The sequence below is a fragment of the Microcoleus sp. w1-18aA5 genome, from assembly GCF_036701705.1.
Classification (GTDB): Bacteria; Cyanobacteriota; Cyanobacteriia; order Cyanobacteriales; family Microcoleaceae; genus Microcoleus.
Genome location: NZ_JAUPTE010000167.1, coordinates 1 through 1,548 on the forward strand (window position 1 = coordinate 1; position 1,548 = coordinate 1,548).

Below are 1,548 nucleotides of genomic sequence, written 5' to 3' on the forward strand. Positions count from 1 at the left end.
CATTACTCACAAGTTAAGCTAAAAGCACTATTGTCAATGAGTAAAATTACTCATGTTTGACCTGTTGACCCAATTAAAATATGACTCCATTTGTTCCTTTATTGTTGAAAAACAATTGTTCGGGACTTCTTTGAGTTCCAGGGAAAGGAGAAATAATTAGCCTGACATGAGGTTTTCATGCTTAGCTTAACAATCCCTAAATCTTGATTTTTATCGGCGGCCAAATACTTAACTCGCGTCCGAAGCTAATCCTTTTTGATAGGCAACAGAGAAATGATACATCCCCCGATAAATCATTTCTAATGAAATCCGTTCAATTGGTACTCCTAATTCATCGGCAACCGCATCTCCTAAATCTACTAAAACCGCATAAAATAGCCAAGTAGCCCAGATTGGGAGCTTGATTCCGTTTAATGAACCTGTCCATAAATAGCTGAGATTTAATAATCTTTTTACTGTAGAAAATGCGTCTTCAATTCGCCAGCGTCTTTGATATAAATCTGCTACTACATAAGGGGGCAATATTTCAGGTTCTCGGACACTTGTCAGATAAGAAGGCCAGGAAGTCTTGGAGCGAATCTGTACTAATCTTATAGTCAAAGCTGGTGTCTGTTTTGTGCCTGCACCTATTTTAATTATCTGGTCTTTGACATCATAAGTATTAGTTAATACCCGCTCGATTTGATAAGATGCACCTTTCTTGATTCGAGTGATAAATTCAATTTCTTGAGAAATGAGTTTTGACCACAAAGCGAAGTGATAGAAGCCTCGGTCTAATAACAGTAAGGTTTTTGGCTTAACTGTTTTTAGTAAATCTTCCTCCCAATTAGTATCTGCTTGTTTCGGATTTTCCCCAAACCAAATTTCTTCGGGAAGATGAGTTACTAGGTCTATAATTACTCCCATTTTTCCGGCTAATTGACCAATTGGCACATCTGATAAACTTTGTAGCTTCTTAAATAATGCTTCTAATGTTGAGCCATCAGCTATCCAGATATTATCAAAGCTTTTTAAGGCAAATTGTACGCTATCTGGTAATGGTCTCGATTTTCTCATCAACCATTTTCGTCGAAAATGAGGTAGTAATTCTTTAAATACTTTTTCAAATAAAACTGCGGGAAAAGTTAAAAATCTTTGTGATAATGCTTGTTGACTAATTTCAGACGGCTCACACCATAAAAATCCTTCTCTATTTAATAATCTGGTTAATTCTGTTACTCCTGCTACATTTCGCCATAAAAGACTTAATATTGCTGCCATCATTAAGGGTAGTGTCAGAATCCTATCTCTTAAATTTAGTTGGCGATAAAAAGTTTTTTGAGCAGCCATTGCGGGAATTAATAAATCTTCCAGGTGATTCGCAATCGCTTCATTTTCTATTTGGGGACTATTTTTTTTCTTTGCATGATCTCGGTTGATTCGTTTTTTGCTAGTCATAACTGGTTCAACTAGGACTCAATTGCTTGACCCGTAAGGGTTTCATCCTATTTTACCTTTTTTGGTCTACCCCCTTGACAATTCGCACTTTTTCTTAACTTGTCACAAATG

At 36.4% G+C, this 1,548-nt stretch carries 1 pseudogene; it reads right to left on the reverse strand.

Annotated features, from left to right (window positions below):
* Nucleotides 1-73 precede the first annotated feature (73 nt).
* A pseudogene (locus tag Q5691_RS27495) lies at nt 74-1,437 on the reverse strand (IS4 family transposase).
* Nucleotides 1,438-1,548: the final 111 nt, after the last annotated feature.